The 18,110-nt window shown below is 66.1% G+C and carries 13 protein-coding genes; 4 read left to right on the top strand and 9 right to left on the bottom strand.

The annotated features are described in order from the left end of the window. Window positions 1–35 precede the first annotated feature (35 nt). From metH to ACVWYO_RS15635, 4 genes are all read right to left on the bottom strand, one after another. Window positions 36–2,714, bottom strand: a complete 2,679-nt coding sequence (metH, locus tag ACVWYO_RS15650; RefSeq protein WP_457352319.1) for a methionine synthase — start codon at window positions 2,712–2,714, stop codon at window positions 36–38. A gap of 141 nt (window positions 2,715–2,855) precedes the next feature. Beyond that, window positions 2,856–3,902: a homocysteine S-methyltransferase family protein gene (locus tag ACVWYO_RS15645; RefSeq protein WP_457352317.1), complete on the bottom strand. Its 1,047-nt coding sequence runs from the start codon at window positions 3,900–3,902 to the stop codon at window positions 2,856–2,858. 114 nt (window positions 3,903–4,016) lie between these two features. After that, entirely contained in the window at window positions 4,017–4,961 is a 945-nt protein-coding gene (gene metF, locus ACVWYO_RS15640) for a methylenetetrahydrofolate reductase [NAD(P)H] (RefSeq protein ID WP_457352315.1), read from the bottom strand. After that, on the bottom strand, window positions 4,958–5,917 hold the full coding sequence (locus ACVWYO_RS15635; protein WP_457352313.1) for an ArsR/SmtB family transcription factor: 960 nt from the start codon (window positions 5,915–5,917) through the stop codon (window positions 4,958–4,960). Before ACVWYO_RS15635 ends, metF begins: the two co-directional genes overlap by 4 nt. Before the next feature lie 156 nt (window positions 5,918–6,073). On the opposite strand from ACVWYO_RS15635, the gene ACVWYO_RS15630 reads away from it, so the two are divergent. Genes ACVWYO_RS15630 through ACVWYO_RS15620 form a run of 3 tightly spaced genes read left to right on the top strand, consistent with a single transcriptional unit; the run spans window position 6,074 to window position 7,532 of the window. Beyond that, window positions 6,074–6,376 carry a hypothetical protein gene (locus ACVWYO_RS15630; RefSeq protein ID WP_457352311.1) on the top strand — a complete coding sequence of 101 codons (303 nt, stop codon included), beginning with the start codon at window positions 6,074–6,076 and terminating at the stop codon, window positions 6,374–6,376. Further along, window positions 6,376–6,585, top strand: a complete 210-nt coding sequence (locus ACVWYO_RS15625) for a hypothetical protein (RefSeq protein ID WP_457352310.1) — start codon at window positions 6,376–6,378, stop codon at window positions 6,583–6,585. Before ACVWYO_RS15630 ends, ACVWYO_RS15625 begins: the two co-directional genes overlap by 1 nt. Then, a complete protein-coding gene (locus ACVWYO_RS15620; RefSeq protein ID WP_457352308.1) occupies window positions 6,582–7,532 on the top strand; it encodes an aldo/keto reductase in 951 nt (316 codons plus the stop codon). The genes ACVWYO_RS15625 and ACVWYO_RS15620 overlap by 4 nt, the downstream gene beginning before the upstream one ends. A 12-nt stretch (window positions 7,533–7,544) precedes the next feature. On the opposite strand, the gene ACVWYO_RS15615 is transcribed toward ACVWYO_RS15620, so the two are convergent. The 5 genes from ACVWYO_RS15615 to acnA form a co-directional block, all read right to left on the bottom strand. Next, on the bottom strand, window positions 7,545–8,411 hold the full coding sequence (locus ACVWYO_RS15615; protein WP_457352306.1) for an ATP-grasp fold amidoligase family protein: 867 nt from the start codon (window positions 8,409–8,411) through the stop codon (window positions 7,545–7,547). A gap of 173 nt (window positions 8,412–8,584) precedes the next feature. Continuing rightward, window positions 8,585–10,180, bottom strand: a complete 1,596-nt coding sequence (locus tag ACVWYO_RS15610; RefSeq protein WP_457352304.1) for an isocitrate lyase — start codon at window positions 10,178–10,180, stop codon at window positions 8,585–8,587. 115 nt (window positions 10,181–10,295) lie between these two features. Next, window positions 10,296–11,108, bottom strand: a complete 813-nt coding sequence (locus ACVWYO_RS15605; protein WP_457352302.1) for an SDR family NAD(P)-dependent oxidoreductase — start codon at window positions 11,106–11,108, stop codon at window positions 10,296–10,298. Window positions 11,109–11,230: 122 nt separating this feature from the next. After that, window positions 11,231–12,616 carry a helix-turn-helix domain-containing protein gene (locus ACVWYO_RS15600; protein ID WP_457352300.1) on the bottom strand — a complete coding sequence of 462 codons (1,386 nt, stop codon included), beginning with the start codon at window positions 12,614–12,616 and terminating at the stop codon, window positions 11,231–11,233. A gap of 552 nt (window positions 12,617–13,168) precedes the next feature. Further along, window positions 13,169–15,841, bottom strand: coding sequence for an aconitate hydratase AcnA (gene acnA / locus ACVWYO_RS15595; RefSeq protein ID WP_457352298.1), 2,673 nt, complete (start codon window positions 15,839–15,841; stop codon window positions 13,169–13,171). Window positions 15,842–16,153: 312 nt separating this feature from the next. Between acnA and ACVWYO_RS15590 the strand changes: the two genes are divergently transcribed. Beyond that, a complete protein-coding gene (locus tag ACVWYO_RS15590) occupies window positions 16,154–17,902 on the top strand; it encodes an aspartyl protease family protein (RefSeq protein ID WP_457352296.1) in 1,749 nt (582 codons plus the stop codon). The last annotated feature ends 208 nt before the right edge of the window (window positions 17,903–18,110 follow it).

Here is an 18,110-nt window from a genome sequence, read left to right as displayed (position 1 = left end):
GAGAAGGCTAATTGAGGGTTAACCCTTCACGCGCCTCAGTCCAGATTGGGACGCAACCAGCGGGTCGCGGTCGCCAGATCGACCCCGCGCCGCGTCGCATATTCCTCGAGCTGGTCGGGGCCGACGCGTGCCACGCCGAAATACTCCGCCTGTGGATGGCCGAAGTAGAAGCCCGAGACCGCCGCGGTCGGCAGCATCGCAAAGCTCTCGGTCAGCGTTATACCGGTCGCTTGCGTCGCGCCGAGCAGCTCGAACAGCATCGGCTTCTCGCTGTGATCGGGGCAGGCCGGATAGCCCGGTGCCGGGCGAATACCACGATACTGCTCGCGGATCAGCGCCTCGTTGGTGAGCTGCTCGCCCTCGGCATAGCCCCACAATTCGGTGCGGACATGCTGGTGCAGACGCTCGGCGAAGGCCTCGGCGAGGCGGTCGGCGAGCGCTTTAAGCAGAATGTCGGAATAGTCGTCATTGTCGGCCTTGAAGCGCGCGAGGTGCGCGTCGATGCCGTGGCCCGCAGTGACCGCGAAGCCGCCCATCCAATCGCTTTCGGAATCGATGAAATCGGCGAGACACATGTTGGCGCGCCCCTCGCGCTTGGCGATCTGCTGGCGCAGGAACGGCATGCGGACGCTCGCCTCGTGCGTGCGATCGAGATTGGGGGTGTGGAGATCGGCCGGGAAGCTCGCACCGTCGGGGCTGCGCTGCGCGTCGGCGTGGCTGGTATAGATGAACACGTCGTCGCCATCGCGGTGGCACGGCCACAGGCCGGCCACACCCTTGGCGGTCAGCCATTTCTCGGCGATGATCTGGTCGAGCATCTTCTGCGCATCGGCGAACAGCGACGTCGCGCTCTCCCCCACAACCGAATCGGTCAGGATCGCCGGGTAGTTGCCCGCCAGTTCCCATGCGCGGAAGAACGGCGTCCAGTCGATCAACTCGCGCAGATCGGCCAAGTCCCAATCCTCGAACACATGCACGCCCGGCTGCTTCGGTGCTTCGGGCTTCAGCGCCATGTCGGCCGGGAACGCATTGGCGCGTGCTGCCTCGATCGGGATGAGCTCGCTCTGCCCCTTATTGGCGCGCGCGATCCGCACCGCTTCATATTCGTCGGCGGTCTTCTGGACGAAATCGTCGCGGATCGTGTCGCTGACCAAGGTCGAGGCGACCCCAACCGCGCGGCTCGCATCGAGCACGTGCACGACCGGGCCGTCATACGCCGGCGCGATGCGCAGCGCGGTATGCACCTTCGAGGTCGTCGCACCACCGATCAGCAGCGGCATTGTCATCCCTGCCCGCTTCATCTCCTCAGCGACGGTGACCATCTCGTCGAGCGACGGGGTGATCAGCCCCGACAAGCCGATCATGTCGGCGTCATTCTCCTTGGCCGATTTCAGGATGTCCGACCACGGCACCATCACGCCCATATCGACCACGTCGAAGCCGTTGCACTGGAGCACGACGCCGACGATGTTCTTGCCGATATCGTGCACGTCGCCCTTGACGGTCGCCATGATGATCTTGCCCTTGCCGCGCGCGCCGGGCTCCTTGGCCGCCTCGATGAAGGGCAGCAGATGCGCCACCGCCTTCTTCATCACGCGCGCCGACTTCACCACCTGCGGCAGGAACATCTTGCCTGATCCGAACAGGTCGCCGACGACGTTCATCCCGTCCATCAGCGGTCCCTCGATCACTTCGATCGGGCGCGCGAACAACTGGCGGCATTCCTCGGTATCCTCGACGACATGCGCGTCGATGCCCTTGACCAGCGCATATTCGAGCCGCTTGCCGACATCGAGGCTGCGCCATTCGGCGGCGGCCTTCTCGGCCACCGCATCGGTGCCCTTGAAGCTCTCGGCCATCGCGATCAGCCGCTCGGTCGCGCCGTCGTCGGCGTTGAGGATGACGTCCTCGCATGCCTGGCGCAGCTTGGGGTCGATCGCGTCGTAAATGTCGAGCTGCCCCGCATTGACGATCGCCATGTCGAGGCCGGCGGGGATCGCATAATAGAGGAACACCGAGTGCATCGCGCGCCGCACCGGCTCATTGCCGCGGAAGCTGAACGACAGGTTCGAGAGACCACCCGAGATATGCGCGTGCGGGCAGCGCGCCTTGATGTCGCGGCACGCTTCGATGAAATCGACCGCGTAATTGTTGTGCTCCTCGATCCCCGTCGCGACCGCGAAGATGTTGGGATCGAAGATGATGTCCTCGGGCGGGAAGCCGATGCTCATCAGCAAATCATACGCGCGACCGCAGATCTCGAGTTTCCGCGCGCGCGTGTCGGCCTGGCCGACGGTGTCGAACGCCATCACCACCACGGCAGCCCCGTAGTTCATCACCTTGCGCGCCTGGGCGAGGAACTGATATTCGCCTTCCTTCATGCTGATCGAATTGACGATCGGCTTGCCCGAGACGCACTTGAGCCCCGCCTCGATCACCGACCATTTCGAGCTGTCGACCATGAAGGGGATGCGCGCGATGTCGGGCTCGGCGGCGATCAGCTTGAGGAAGGTCGTCATCGCATATTCGGCGTCGAGCAGGCCCTCGTCCATGTTGACGTCGAGCACCTGCGCGCCGCTCTCGACCTGCTGGCGCGCGACTTCGACTGCGGCGGGGTAATCGCCCGCCATGATGAGCTTCTTGAAGCGCGCCGATCCGGTGACGTTGGTGCGCTCGCCGATGTTGACGAAATTGGTCGAGGAGTTCGAGGTCATTGGATTTCCTTCTCCCTTTCCCCCGCTTGCGGGGAGAGGGTCAGGGAGAGCGGAGTGCCGGGCGCTATCCCCGATTACTGCCCCTCTCCCCCGCTTCGCTTCGCTCGCTTGCCCTCTCCCCGCAAGCGGGGAGAGGGAGATTCACGCCGCCATGGTCATCGGCTCCAGCCCGGCGAGCCGCGTCACCACCGGTGGCACCGGCAGCGCGCGCGGGGTCAGCCCGCCGACCGCCTTGGCGATCGCCGCGATATGCGCCGGGGTCGATCCACAGCAGCCGCCGAGCACGTTGACCTGCGCGTTGGCCGCCCATTCACGCACCAAGCCCGCCGTGGTCGACGGCTGCTCGTCATATTCGCCGAGCTCGTTGGGCAGTCCCGCGTTGGGATAGACCATGATCAGCGTGTCGCAGATGTCCGACAGCGTCCGCACATGCGGGCGCAACTGCTCGGCACCGAACGAGCAGTTGAGCCCGATCGTCACCGGCTTGGCATGCCGCACCGCATGCCAGAACGCCTCGACAGTGTGGCCGGAGAGATTCCGCCCGGAGAGATCGGTCAGCGTCATCGACAACATTATAGGGACATCGCGGCCAAGCGCGTCGGCGGCCTCGAGCACCGCCATGATCCCAGCCTTGGCGTTCAGCGTATCGAACACCGTCTCGATCAGGATGAAATCGGCCCCGCCTTCGAGCAGCGCATCGACCTGCTCGCGATAGACGTCCTTCAGATAATCGAAGTCGATCTCGCGGAAGCCCGGATCGTTGACGTCCGGACTAAGCGACAGCGTCTTGTTGGTCGGCCCGACCGCGCCCGCGACGAAGCGCGGGCGGCCGTCCTTGGCCTGGAATTCGTCCGCCAGCCGCCGCGCGAGCCTGGCGCTCTCGACGTTGATCTCGCCCACGAGATGCTCGGCGGCGTAATCGGCCTGGCTGATCCGGTTGGCCGAGAAGGTGTTCGTCTCGGCGATATCGGCGCCGGCTTCGAAATAGGCGCGGTGGATCGCCTCGGGCACCTCGGGCTTGGTGAGCGCCAGGATGTCGTTGTTGCCCTTCTGGTCCTTGGCGAGGCCGAGCGTGCCGGCATAATCGGCCTCGGAGAGCTTCCAGTTCTGGATCTCGGTGCCGAACGCGCCGTCGGTGATGAGGATGCGCTTGGCGGCTTCGGCGAGGAAGGTCTGGCGGGTGGTCATGATCTTATTCCTTCTCCCCTCCCGCTTGCGGGAGGGGTTGGGGGAGGGAATGTCGCGGGAGACGCCTATGACAGCCCCTCCCCTAGCCCCTCCCGCAAGCGGGAGGGGAATTTGTTACGCCGCTTGCGCCGCGACCAGCGCCGGCTGCGCGCGAATGCCGAGCAGGTGGCAGATCGCGTAGCTCAACTCGGCACGGTTGAGCGTGTAGAAATGAAAATCGCGCACGCCGCCCGCATACAGCCGCCGGCACAGCTCGGCCGCGATCGTCGCCGACACCAGCTGGCGCGCGGCTGGGCGATCGTCGAGGCCCTCGAACAGCGTGCCCATCCACGGCGGCACCACCGTCCCGCACATCGCCGACATGCGCTGGACCGCGCCGAAGTTCATCACCGGCATGATTCCGGGCACGATCTCAGCGTCGATCCCGGCCTTGGCGGCGGCGTCGCGGAAGCGGAAGAAGGTTTCCGCCTCATGGAAGAACTGCGTGATCGCGCGGCTCGCACCGGCATCGAGCTTCCGCTTGAGATTGTCGAGATCGGCCGCCTCGCTCTGCGAATCGGGATGGCATTCGGGGTAAGCCGAGACCGAAATCTCAAATGGGTGCAGCCGGCGCAGCCCCGCGACCAACGCCGCGGCATTCTCGTAACCGCCCACCGGCGAGACGAACTTTTGCCCCGCGACCGGCGAATCCCCGCGCAGCGCGACGATGTGGCGGACCCCGGCCTTCCAATATTCGTCGGCGATCGCGTCGATCTCCTCGCGCGTCGCATCGACGCAGGTGAGATGCGCCGCCGCCGGAATGTCGGTCTCACGCGCAATTCGCGCCACCGTTGCGTGGGTGCGCTCGCGCGTCGTGCCGCCCGCGCCGTAGGTCACCGAAACGAAGCGCGGGCCGAGCGGCGCGAGCGTCTGGACCGACGCCCACAGCGTCTCTTCCATCTTTTCGGTCTTGGGCGGAAAGAATTCGAAGCTCACCCGCGCGTCGCCCGCGAGGTCCGCGAACAGCGGCGTCGCCAGAGCGAGCCGCGCTTCCTGCATCTGCGCTACCGAAACCGTCATGCCGCCTTCACCTTTGATACGCTTTGCCCGACCTTGCGAGCGAGCCACAGTTTCACCGTCAATTCGCCGCCCTCGAGCGTCTCGATCCGGGCCGGGGCGAGCCCGGCCGCGGCAAACCACGTCGCCATCTGGTCGTCGGCAAACCCGAGGCGGGTATGCGCATCCTTGGCGCGCAGGTCCTCGCGATCATGCGCCGCGAAGTCCGCGATCAGCAGTCGCCCGCCGGGCTTCAACACGCGCGCCGCCTCGGCGATCGCCGCGCCGGGCTGCTGCGCGAAGTGCAGCACGTGGTGGACGATCGCAACGTCCGCAGCGTCGTCGCCGAGCGGCAGCGCATAGAGATCGGCCTGGCGCAACTCGGCATTGGCGAGCCCGCGCTCGGACAGTTTTGCGCGCGCAAGGCGGAGCATTTCAGAGCTGCGATCGATCCCGAGCGCCTGCCCTGCCCGCCCGCCGAACAGTTCGAGCATCCGCCCGGTGCCGGTTCCGATATCGATCAGCTGGCCGATCGGCGCATCGCCGAGCACCGCCGACATCGCCGCCTCGACCTCGCTCTCAGCGATGTGGAGCGAGCGGATCGCATCCCATTGCCCGGCATTGGACTCGAACCAGCTCGCCGCCGACGCCGCGCGATCGGCACGCACCGCCGCCAGCCGCGCCGCGTCCGCCACCGCCCAATGATCGGGCTCGATCGCCGACCAGGCATCGAGGGCGGTGATCACCGGCGCGACCGTCGCGCCGCTGCCGAGCGCGACGAACACCCAGCTGCCTTCCTTGCGCCGCTCGGCAATGCCCGCGTCGCACAGGATCTTCACATGACGCGAGACACGCGGCTGACTCTGCCCGAGGACCTGCGCGAGTTCGCCGACCGACAGTTCCATCGTGCGCAACAAGGCGACGATCCGCAGCCGCGTCGCGTCGGCGAGCGCGCGGAAGATATCCAGGGCAATGGTCATTGTGCGACCTCATATAAAGATATCTTTATATGAGGTCAACGCGGTTCGAACGTCCATAATCTGCGATCGACGCGCAACAACCTGGCGCAGCCGGAGTTGAAGCCCCCGACCCCATCCTCTAGCGTTGCACCCACTTCTGGGAGCCAAGGACCCGCCATGATCAAGACCCGCATTCTCCTGCCGCTCACCGTGCTCGCCGCAATCGGCCTCGCCGCGTGCAGCCCGAAGGCGCAGAACGACATCAGCGAAGCCGCCAACAGCGTCGCGGCCGATGCCAATGCCACCGGCGCCAAGGCGGTCGACGATACCGACGCCGCGCTCGGCGCTGCCGAAACGCGGCTCGACAACGCCGGCGCCGTGCTCGACAACAAGGCCGATCGGCTTTCTGACAAGGCCGACCGCGCAGCCGATCGTGCCGGCGCCGCGATTTCCGATTTCGGCAACGACATCCGCGACTGATGCGCGTCGAGTCTCAGCGGCGCGCGCTGCTCCTTCCCTTGCTGCTGCTCGCCGCCTGTTCGGGCGGCAGCTCCTCGACCGGCGCGTCGCCGGGCGAGGACCAGGCGCTTGACGAGGCTGCCGCGTCGCTCGACGCCAATTCTTCCGACACCAACGCCGCGGTGATCGTCGACGACGATGTACCCGGCAACGAGGACCAGCCGCAATGACCACCCTCCGCCGCCTGGGCGCCACCGACCTGCACATCGCGCCCCTGGTGCTGGGCGGCAACGTCTTCGGCTGGACCGCAGATGAGGCGACCAGTTTCGCGGTGCTCGACGCCTTCGTCGCTGGTGGCGGAACGATGATCGATACCGCCGACTCCTATTCGGCATGGGCCCCCGGGCATAAGGGCGGCGAGTCCGAGCGCGTGATCGGCGCGTGGCTCAAGCAATCGGGCAAGCGCGACCAGGTGCAGATCGCGACCAAGGTCGGGATGCTGCCGGGCGACGGTGGCGAGAAGCTGGCACCCGCGCGGATCGCGGCGGCGTGCGACGCCTCGCTCAGGCGGCTCGGGATCGAGACTATCGACCTCTATTTCGCGCATCAGGACGACGATGCCGTCGTGCAGGAAGAGGTGCTCGCCGCGTTCGGCAAGCTGATCGAGGCCGGCAAGATCCGCGCGCTCGGCGCGTCGAACTTCCATGCTGCACGCCTGAAGTCGGCAAACGATGCCGCCAAGGCGCACGACCTGCCGCATTATCACGTACTCCAGCCCGAATATAATCTTGTCAGCCGTCACAAGTTCGAGGGTCAGCTTCAGGATTATTGCGTCGAGCACAATATCGGCGTGGTCCCCTATTACGGCCTCGCTTCGGGCTTCCTGACGGGCAAATATCGCAGCGCCGACGATTTCGGGAAAAGCGTGCGCGGCGGGCGGATGCAGGCGTTTCTCGATGGCACGGGTCCGGCCGTGCTCGCCGCGATGGACCAGATCGCCGAGGAGACCGGCGCGAGCCTGGCGCAGATCGCACTCAAATGGCTGGCCGAACAGCCCGCGATCACCGCGCCGATAGCGAGCGCGACTAGCGTCGCGCAGGTCGAGGAATTGCTTGGCGCGATGGATCTCGCGCTGAGTGCGGAGCAGATCGACCGACTGTCCGTCGCGGGCGCCTGAGGCCCCCGGGCATCAGGCAACCGCGCGGAACGGCTCGAGCAAGGCGAGCCTGGCGCGCAGCCAGAGCGCGCCGAACTCGGCGTCGAGCGAGACGGGGCTGAACGGGTCGAGCCCCGAGCCCGGATAGAAGGTCATTTCGCCGAACAGCGGTCGCCCGTCGATCTCGTAGAGATCGACCCGCACGAAATCGCGGCCGTCGGAGAGGCGCTCGGCGGCGATGATCATCTCGCGGAGCGTGACCGGCGGCGCCGGGTCGGGATCAGCGGTTGCCGACGACACGCGCTGCCACTGGCGGTCGAACAGGATCCACCGATGCCGTCCGCCGCGACCGAGATGGACCTGGACGTAGCGGACGCGCCCACCGAACACGTAGAATTTATAGTCGATCGGCAGCACCGGCGGCGTTCCCACAAACGGCTCGACCATCAGCCCCCGCGGAATACCGGCGTAGAGATCCTCGTCGAGCCAATAGCCGTAGGCCGACCGCATCCAGCCAGCTGCGCACCGGCGGATGTTAGCCCAGTCGGCGCCGTCGTCGAAGACGAACGCCGTCTGGTTGCAGCCATGACGCGCCTTGACGACGAACGGCACAGGCCATGCCGGCACCGGGGGCAGCGCGGTCCCGTGCCACAGCGTCGGGATGATCCAGTCGATGCCCAGCTGCTCAGCCACGATCCGCTTTACGACGAGCTTGTCCGCCATCCGCACCATCGCGGAGTCAGCGCCGGCCAACTTGCGCGCCTGAACCAGCTCGGTGAACGTCCGCGGATCATCGAGCTGCGGCCAGCGTCCGTGCCGCCACCAATAGGTCAAAATGATCCGCCACCGTGCGCGCACCCTGGCAAGTCGAGGCGCAAAGGCCGGGAACGCAGCATCCATCGCCGCACAAGCCGCGATGGATGCTGTTGGTTCCGAATCGGCCGGATGGTGTAACCGGTTCAGGGTGTTTGCGGGCTCCGCCGCGGCGAAGCTGCGTTGTCGGACGGGGCTGCAGGCCCCGCCGGCCGGGCCTGCCGCGTTTCCCGCGCCCGAGAGTTGCTCGGGCTTGGGCGTCAGGCCGCGAACTGGTTCATCGTATTGTGCGCGCCGCCGGCCTTGAGGGCCGCCTCGCCCGCAAAATACTCCTTGTGGTCGTCGCCAATGTCCGAGCCCGACATGTTCTGGTGCTTCACGCAAGCGATCCCCTCACGGATTTCCTTGCGCTGGACGCCCTTCACATAGCCGAGCATCCCTGCGTCGCCGAAATACTCCCTGGCGAGATTGTCGGTCGAGAGCGCCGCGGTGTGATAGGTCGGCAGCGTGATCAGGTGATGGAAGATCCCGGCGCGCGCCGCCGCGTCCTTCTGGAAGGTGCGGATCCGCTCATCGGCCTCGTCGCCCAACTCGGTGCCATCATAGTCGACCGACATCAGCCGCGCCCGCTCATAGGCCGACACATCGCGTCCCTCGATCACCCAGGCATCATAGACCTGCTGGCGGAAATTGAGCGTCCAGTTGAAGCTGGGCGAATTGTTGTAGACGAGCTTGGCGTTGGGAATGACCGCGCGCACGCGATCGACCATGCCCGCGATCTGCTCGATATGCGGCTTTTCGGTCTCGATCCACAACAGGTCGGCGCCGTTCTGCAGGCTGGCGATGCAGTCCATCACGCAGCGGTCCTCGCCGGTGCCGGCGCGGAACTGGAACAGGTTCGAGGCGAGCCGCTTGGGGCGCAGCAGCTTGCCGTCGCGGTTGAGGATGACGTCGCCGTTGCGCGCGGTGGCGGGGTCGATCTCCTCGCAATCGAGGTAGCTGTTATACTGGTCGCCGAGATCGCCCGGCTCTTTCGACACCGCGATCTGCTTGGTGAGCCCCGCGCCGAGCGAGTCGGTGCGCGTGACGATGATCCCGTCCTCGACCCCCAGCTCGAGAAAGGCATAGCGGCACGCACGGACCTTCGCGAGGAAGTCTTCGTGCGGGACCGTGACCTTGCCGTCCTGATGGCCGCACTGCTTTTCATCCGAGACCTGATTCTCGATCTGCAGCGCGCAAGCGCCCGCCTCGATCATCTTCTTGGCGAGCAGATAGGTCGCCTCGGCATTGCCGAAGCCCGCATCGATATCGGCGATGATCGGCACGACATGCGTCTGATAATTGTCGATCGCGTTGAGCAGGCGCTGCTCCTCGATGGCGTTGCCGCTTGCGCGCGCCGCATCGAGATCGCGGAACATCATGCCGAGCTCGCGCGCATCGGCCTGGCGCAGGAAGGTGTAGAGTTCCTCGATCAGCGCGGGAACGCTCGTCTTCTCGTGCATCGACTGGTCGGGCAGCGGGCCGAATTCGGAGCGCAGCGCAGCGATCATCCAGCCCGAGAGGTAGAGATAGCGGCGCTCGGTCGAGCCGAAATGCTTCTTGATGCTGATCATCTTCTGCTGGCCGATGAAACCGTGCCAGCAGCCGAGCGACTGGGTGTAGGCCGAAGGGTCGGCGTCATACGCCGCCATGTCCTTGCGCATGATCGCGGCGGTGTAGCGCGCGATGTCGAGCCCGCTCTGGAAGCGGTTCTGCACCCGCATCCGCGCGACGCTTTCGGCGTCGATGCCGTCCCAGGTGCCGTTGTAGCGCTGGATCAGGTTCTTGGTCTGGGCGATGTCGGTCTGGTAGGTCATGCTGGCACCCTCGCTGTCGCAATAGCAGGATAAGTACACGAATTTACATTCGCGACAGCCAACGACCGCCCAACTCTGGGGTCTCGATGTCAAACACGCGGCGATCGGAATGTCACTATGTAAATTTGTGACACCCCTGATTTTCGCTGCGCGTTGGACTTGCAGCTGACCCTGCGAGGATTCCGCCGTCGATCGTCAGCTCCGATCCCGTCATGTAGCGCGCCTCGTCGCTTGCCAGCAGCACCGCGACCGCCGCGACTTCCTCCACCGTGCCGAAGCGTCGCAATGGAGTGTCGGCAACAAGCAACGCCTCGCGCGCCGCGCGATCGGACCCATCGCCCAGCATCGGCTCCCACATCGGCGTCAGGATCGCCGCGGGGTGGATCGCGTTGCAGCGGATCGCTAGCCCCTGCTGCGCGCAATAAAGCGCAACGGTCTTGCTATGATTGCGCACCGCGGCCTTCGACGACGCATAGGCCGCCGCCGCCGGGATCCCGATCATCCCCGATCGCGACGAGATGTTGATGATCGACCCCGCCCGCTTGGCGCGCATCGCGGCGATCGCATAGCGACAGCCGAGAAAGGTCCCGTCGAGGTTGACGCGGTGGACCGCGCGCCAGTCGTGCAGCGTGGCATGTTCGGGATCATGCGGCACCGCGCCCTTCTCGAACCCGGTGATGCCGGCATTGTTGACGAGCACGTCGATCTCCGGCCACGCCTCCGCGAACCGGGCCCAGTCTTGCTCGACCGCGACGTCGAGCGTCGCCGCGCTCTGGCCGAGATCCGCCCCTAGCCGCAGCGCACTCTCCGCGTCCTTGTCGGTCACCACCACGCGCGCACCTTCGGCAACGAACGCCCGCGCGATCGCCGCACCGATGCCGCGCCCTGCGCCGGTCACGACGCACAGTTTGTCTTCCAATCGTTTCACGGTAAAATCCCAGAGCTGAGAAGCCGCGATGTCGCGGCGGGATGGTCAGGCAGTCGGCTGCGTGTTGATCGATCTCACTCCGGTCGTGCGCGGTCGAGCGCCAAGCACACCCAAGTCTGCCCTCAATCCCCCCCGAAAGTAAAGGCGCTGACGCCGCGCTCACGCTCGTTGAACACCAGCGCGCGTCCCGCCGGGGGGAGCGAGCGCTGCGGACAATGGCCCCGCCCGCAGGCGCGACATCCCAGACCGATCGGCATCGCCTCGCCCTTGAGATCGACGCCGCGCGCCATTGCCAGTGCGCCGCCATGCTCCGCCGCGACGCCCAGCCCGACGACGAACTCGGCGGTCACCGCGCCGAACCGCCGTCCCTGCGGCGCGACCGTGCGTCCGATCGTGAACCAGCGCGCGCCATCCTCGAGCTCGACCAACTGCGCGACGAGCTTGCCCGGACGATCGAACGCGGCATGGATCTGCCAGAGCGGGCACCGGCCATCGGCCTCCGCCAGAGGCGACGCGCTCGCACCCGAGAAGCGCTTCGACGCCTGCCCTGCCCGGTCGAGTCGCACGAGGAAGAACGACAGCCCGCGCGCGCCGACGCGCTGCAACGTCGTCAAGCGGTGCGCGACCTGCTCGAACCCCGCGCCGAAGCGGCGCTGGAGCAATTCGATGTCATAGCCGGTCGCCTCGCACGCCCGCAGGAAGCGCGCGTAAGGCATCATCACCGCCGCGGCGAAATAGCTCGCGAGGTGGCGGCGATAGAGGCGCTCGGCGGCGCGATCGGTGAAGCCTGCGCCCTTGACCAACCCGTCAATCTCGCTGCGCGCCTCGATCTCGGCGAGCTGATAGGCAACGGCGAAGGTGCGCGACGCGGGGTCGAGCATTTCCGACACCTGGACCTGGCGCGCATGCAGATCGGTGCGCCGCAGCAGATCGGGCATGACGTCGACCGGCAGTACGCGGATGGTCAGCTGATGCTTGACCCGCAGCCGCTCGGCGATCGCGCCGTACAGGTCACCGGCGCCGAGGCGCAGCTCGTCGGCGAGCTTCTCGGCGATGGTGTCGAGGTCGGAGAAATAGCCGCGCCAGCGCTCGATCTCGCGCCGCACCTCGCCGACCGAGTCGAGCGCGCCGGGCGCCACCGCTCCACCGGCGCCGATCCGATCGAAGGCGCGGGCAAAGGCCTCGGCGCCGCCGGGTGCCGCCGCGAGCCATTCCTCGAGCTCGTTGCGGTCGATCTCGAGATCGGCGAACATCGGGTCGGCAAGCCGCCGCCGCAGCGCGGTCTCGCCCCCGCCCGGCTCACCCGCAGCCAGCGCACGCGGGTCGAAGTCGAAACTCTCGGCAAGCTTGACGATCAGCGAGCCCGAGAGCGGACGCTGGTTCTTTTCGACGAGGTTGAGATAGCTGGGCGAGATCGTCAAAACTTCCGCCATCGCCGCCTGGGTCAACCCGGCCTGACGCCGCAAGCGGCGGATGGCGTGGCCAGCGAAGAGTTTGCGATCGGCCATGACTCGTCCTCGGATCTGCTACGCGCTCCACCGGAGTCGCGGGCGCAGCATGACCCTATCTGTCACATCTTTACAAGATCACGCTGTATTACATCTAGATTAGTCACGCCTTTACCGACCCTCCTGTCGAATTTCGCTAGGCGGCGACCGGCCTTCGCCCGTAGTGGCGCAACGACCGGTCGGCAGCTTGTAAAAAGTGCCACAGATCGAATGGCTTTGAGAGTTTCCTGGGGAGGAAAGGATGCCCGTCGCGCTTCGTGCGCGGCGGGCATTTCCTGTTTTATCCCCCCTCCCATCGGGAGAGGGTGGCCGAGCGCAGCGAGGTCGGGTGAGGGCAGCGCAGCGCCACCGAATCGCGCTACCCTCACCCTTCCCACTTGGCTTCGCCGAGCGAGCCCAGCGTCGGGTGAACAGCGCCCCGCGCTGTTCAGTCCATGCCGGGGGAATGGACGACCCGACGCGCCTCTCTCGCAGGGAGCGGGCGTTTTTACACCCCAGACACCAAAAGGGACGGGCAGCGGCGCCGCCCGTCCCCCTTTCAGACCGATCAGATCAGGCCGCGAGCTTGCGCAGCACGTACTGCAGGATCCCGCCGTTGAGGAAATATTCCAGCTCGTTGACGGTATCGATCCGGCACTTCGTCAGGAACGTCTCGACCGTGCCGTCGGCGCGCGTCATCACGACTTCGACATCCTGCCGCGGACGGATTTCCGAGACCTTCATGATCGTGAAGCTCTCCGACCCGTCGAGGCCCAGCGTCTTGCGATCGGTCCCTTCCGCGAACTGCAGCGGCAGCACGCCCATGCCGACCAGGTTCGAGCGATGGATGCGCTCGAAGCTCTCGGTGATGACGACACGCACGCCGAGCAGATTGGTTCCCTTCGCCGCCCAGTCGCGCGACGAGCCAGTGCCATATTCCTTGCCGGCGATGACGATCAGCGGAACGCCGTCCGCCTTGAAGCGCATCGCCGCGTCATAGATCGGCATGGTCTCGCCCTTGTACGAAGACATGCCGCCCTCGACGCCGGGGACCATCTCGTTCTTGATGCGGATGTTGGCAAAGGTGCCGCGGACCATCACGTTATCGTTGCCGCGACGTGCGCCGTAGGAGTTGAAGTCGGCGCGATTGACCTGCCGCTCCATCAGCCACGCACCCGCGGGGCTGTCGGCCTTGATCGAACCGGCCGGCGAGATGTGGTCGGTGGTGATCGAATCGCCGAGGATCGCGAGCGGACGCGCCTCGATGATGTCCTGCACTGGCGCCGGGGTCATCGACATGCCGTCGAAATAGGGCGGGTTGGCGATGTAGGTCGATGCCGGCGGCCAGGCATAGGTGTCCGACCCTTCGATCGCGATCGCCTGCCACTTGGTGTCCCCGAGGAACACGCTCGCATAGCGCGACTGGAACATGCCGCGGTCGATGTTCGCGTCCATCACGTCGCGGACTTCGGCGTTCGAAGGCCAGATGTCCTTGAGATAGACGTCGGTGCCGTCGGTCGCCTGGCCGATCGGGGTGGTGGTGAAGTCTTCGGTCACCGTGCCCTTGAGGGCGTACGCAACGACGAGCGGCGGCGAAGCGAGGAAGTTGGCGCGCACGTCGGGCGATACGCGGCCCTCGAAGTTGCGGTTGCCCGACAGGACCGAGGCAGCGACGATGTCGTTGCCGTTGATCGCCGCCGAGATGGCGGGCGCGAGCGGCCCCGAATTGCCGATGCAGGTGGTGCAGCCATAGCCGACGAGGTTGAAGCCGACCGCGTTGAGGTCTTCGGTCAGGCCCGCCTTGTCAAGATAGTCAGTGACGACCTGCGAACCCGGCGCGAGCGAGGTCTTGACCCACGGCTTGGGCTTGAGGCCGAACGCATTGGCTTTCCGCGCCACGAGCCCGGCGGCGACCAGCACCGACGGGTTCGAGGTGTTGGTGCAGCTCGTGATCGCCGCGATCACGACGTCGCCGTCGCCGATGTCATGGTCATGGCCTTCGACCGCAACGCGCTTGGCGGTGGCGTGATGATAGACCTTGGCGAGATCGGCGTTGAAGGTGTCGTCGACCTCGGTGAGGATGACCTTGTCCTGCGGACGCTTCGGGCCGGCGAGCGACGGCACGACATTCGCCATGTCGAGCTCGAGCGTGTCGGTGAACACGGGGTCGGGCGCGTCGGCCAGACGCCACATGCCCTGCGCCTTGGCATAGGCCTCGACGAGCGCGATGTTCTCTTCGCTGCGGCCCGTGAGGCGCAGATAGGTGAGCGTCGCGTCATCGATCGGGAAGAAGCCGCAGGTCGCGCCATATTCCGGCGCCATGTTGGCGATCGTCGCGCGATCGGCGAGCGACAGCGCATCGAGGCCAGGACCGTAGAACTCGACGAAGCGGCCGACGACGCCCTTGGCGCGCAGCATCTGCGTGACGGTAAGCACGAGATCCGTGGCCGTGATGCCCTCGGCGAGGCTACCGTGCAGCTTGAAGCCGACGACTTCGGGGATCAGCATCGAGACGGGCTGGCCGAGCATCGCGGCTTCGGCCTCGATCCCGCCGACGCCCCAGCCGAGCACGCCGAGGCCGTTGACCATCGTCGTGTGGCTGTCGGTGCCGACGCAGGTGTCGGGGTATGCGATCGTCTTGCCGTCGGGCGCGACCGAAGACCACACCGTCTGCGCGAGGTTCTCGAGATTGACCTGGTGGCAGATGCCGGTGCCGGGGGGCACGACCTTGAAGTTGTCGAGCGCCTTCGACCCCCATTTGAGGAACTCGTAGCGCTCGTTGTTGCGCTGGTACTCGAGCTCGACGTTATCCTCGAACGCCTTGGGCGTGCCGAATTCGTCGACCATCACCGAGTGATCAATCACGAGATGGACCGGCACCAGCGGGTTGATCTTGGCGGCGTCACCACCGAGCTTGGTGATCGCATCGCGCATCGCCGCGAGATCGACGACGCAGGGAACGCCGGTGAAATCCTGCATCAGCACGCGCGCGGGGCGATACTGGACCTCGCGGTCGGACTTGCGCTCCTGCTGCCAGTCGATGATCGCCTGGAGATCCTCGGTGGTGACGGTCTTGCCGTCCTCGAAGCGCAGCAGATTCTCGAGCAGCACCTTCATCGAGAACGGCAGGCGGCTGATGTCGCCCAGCTTCTCGGCGGCGGTGGCGAGGCTGTAATAGTCGTACGACGTGCCGCCCACGTCGAGCGTGGTGCGGGTACCGAGTGTATCCTGGCCGATGGCGGTCATAAGCAGCGGGTCCTTCCCTTTGCGTCTGGCCGCGGCGGGGAGGCGAAACCACAGGTTCCGCGCGGGCGCGACCGACTATGCGAATGCGAGAGTCGGGAGGCCGATAGCAGCGAGGTGCGCCTTGGGGAAGGGCACGCGACCGCCACACCGCCCCCGCACGGTCATTCCTGCCGCTGCAGCAACATTTCGATATGCGACGCCCCGCCCGTTCGGCTATGCCCGGCCCACCGAGCCGCTGCGGTTGGCGTTGATATCGCTCCCGTTTTGAAGGGGTGGATCGGTGGCAAGACGGTTTCGAAACGGGGAATTGCGATGCGGATGCTGCGCCTGATCCTTCCTGCATTGGCGCTGGCCGCGCCCGTGCCGGCCATGGCGGGATGTCAGATCGCAAAAATGCTCGAGCTTCCCGTCACGATGAACGGTCGATCGCCGATGGTCCTCGCCAAATTCGGCACCAAGGAGGCGCGCTTCATCCTCGACAGCGGCGCCTTCTACAGTACGATCTCGCGCGCCAATGCTGCCGAATTCGGCGAGCATGTCATGGCCCTGCCGAGCTATTTTCGGGTCCGGGGGATTGGCGGGGATTCGACCGCGGGCTTCATCACGGCAAAAGACTTCTCGATCGGCGGGATCGCGATCCCCAAGGCCGATTTCGTCGTCGCCGGCAGCGATACCGGCACCGCCGGACTGCTCGGCCAGAACGTGCTCGGGATCGGCGACGTCGAATATGATCTGCCGCACGGCGCTGTCCGGCTGATGAAAACAACCGGCTGCGCAAAGCTCAGCCTTGCCTATTGGGCGGGCGACAAGCCCGTCACGATGGTGCCGCTCGCCGCGCCTGGCCCAGGGCCGTGGAAGCCCCATACGATCGGCACGATCCTGCTCAATGGCGTCAAGATCCGCGCGATGTTCGACAGCGGCGCGCAAGGCTCGCTGGTGTCGCTCGCCGCCGCCAAACGCGCCGGCGTGACACCGGACTCACCGGGCGTGATCCGCACCGGCTTCAGTTCCGGAATCGGCGCCCGCAAGGTGGCATCGTGGCTCGCACCGTTCGATTCCATCGACATCGGCGGCGAAGCGATCCGCCGCCCGCGCCTCACCATTTCCGAGATCGGGATGGACGATATCGACATGCTGGTCGGCGCCGATTTCTTCCTGACGCATCGTCTGTTCGTTTCGAACGCCAACCGCGCGCTGTTCATCACCTATGAGGGCGGCCCGGTGTTCAACCTGTCGCCGAAGGGTGCGATGTCGGCCGAGGGCAAAGCGCTCGACCTTTCGAACACCGCCCCCGAGCCGACCACCGCAGAGGAATTCAGCCGGCGCGGCGCGGTGTCGTTTTCCAACCACCGCATCACCGAGGCGCTGCTCGATTTCACCAAGGCCTGCACGCTGGCCCCGACCGAGGGACGCTATTTCTACCAGCGCGCGATGGCGCGGCTCGCCAACCGCCAGCGCGACGCGGCGATCGGCGATCTGGCCGAATCGATCCAGCTCGCCCCGGGCGATCCCGACGCGCGGATCGCACGCGCCTGGCTGACCGTGTCGGGCAGTGCTGCAGCCGACGCGCTCGACGACGTCAAGGTCGCCGACCATGCCCTCGCGCCCTCGTCGGAAAAGCGGCTGGCGGTGGCGAGCCTCTACGACCGGCTCGACGTGCCCGAAGCCGCGCTCGTCAATTACGATCTGTGGCTCGCCAGCCATCCGGAGGACAGCGCCCGCGCAAGCGCGCTCAACGGCCGATGCTGGGCGCGCGGCCTGCTGGGGCGCGATCCCGACAAGGCACTGGCGGACTGCAACGCCGCGCTCCGGATCGAACCCAAGAACCCGTCGTTCCTCGACAGCCGTGGCCTGATCCGGCTGCGGCGCGGCGAACTGCGCGAGGCGCTCGCCGATTATGACGCGGCGCTGGCGATCGCCCCCAAAAGCGCCTGGACACTCTACATGCGTAGCCTGGTCGAAGCGAAGAGCGGGAACATCGCGGGATCCGACCACGACCGCGCGCTCGCGCTGAGCCTGGAACCCAAGGTCATCGACCGGGCGCGCAAGATCGGACTGTAGTCAGCCGACCGGCGCGGCCCCCCTCTTCGAAATATTCTGCAATATTTGTTTATAGATGGTGCGTCCTAGACGGCGTTCTCCTCGTACCTGTCGCGACATGGTGAGCCGAAGCAGTCCCGCTGCGGCCAACGTCATGTCGTGTGTAGGCGAAGTGGTGCGATCGTCGAACCAGGTCCGATTCGGAACGAAAACCGCGGTCAGGGTTTGA

Source organism: Sphingomonas sp. UYP23 (genome assembly GCF_054059235.1).
Note: the sequence above shows the minus strand (reverse complement) of the source record. Positions and strands in the feature narration are given on the sequence as shown.